General features: G+C 58.8%; 1 protein-coding gene. It reads left to right on the forward strand.

Annotated elements, in window-relative coordinates:
• Window positions 1-524 (forward strand): hypothetical protein (locus ACOCD2_RS25950; protein ID WP_419588818.1); only part of this gene is annotated, 524 nt, incomplete at both ends.

Genomic DNA, 524 nt, shown 5'->3' on the forward strand with positions numbered 1-524 from the left:
CCTTCGCCGATCCCAACAGCAAGGAAGACCTGGCCAGGGCACACAAGCTGCAGGATGCTATGAGAGTCAGCCAGTCCGACCCGGGAGACCTGTCCGGCATTCCTGATTGGAACGAAAAGAACAAGCGTGTCTTCGGCCTCGTGATAGATTTTGGGACATCCCAGTCCCCAAAATCGACTCGGCCTTTGACAACCTATTTGTGCCCCAGCCGTCCTGGTCACCAAGCACTACGCAACAACTTCGCAAGCTCGTTGCTGCTCCGTACTTGGCTCCCAATGACTGGACGCCGCGTTCGGAGGCCTACTTTGTTTTCCCTCTGGCGCAAGGCACGCCGGGAAAACAGTGCGGCCTCGCGGCTACTGGGGTCTACCAGCCTTCGCTTCGCTCTCCATGGCTGGCAGCGGATGATGGAGCTGCGCAAGGACTTCAACAACCTCGGCAGCACCCTGCCCGACAGCTCCACTTTCTTTGGCGTAAAATGCGACCGCTCCTATCTGCAGAATGCCCTGGGCGTAGCCGTAGGC

It is taken from the genome of Thiolapillus sp., assembly GCF_048562965.1.
Taxonomy (GTDB): Bacteria; Pseudomonadota; Gammaproteobacteria; order Chromatiales; family Chromatiaceae; genus Thiolapillus; species Thiolapillus brandeum_A.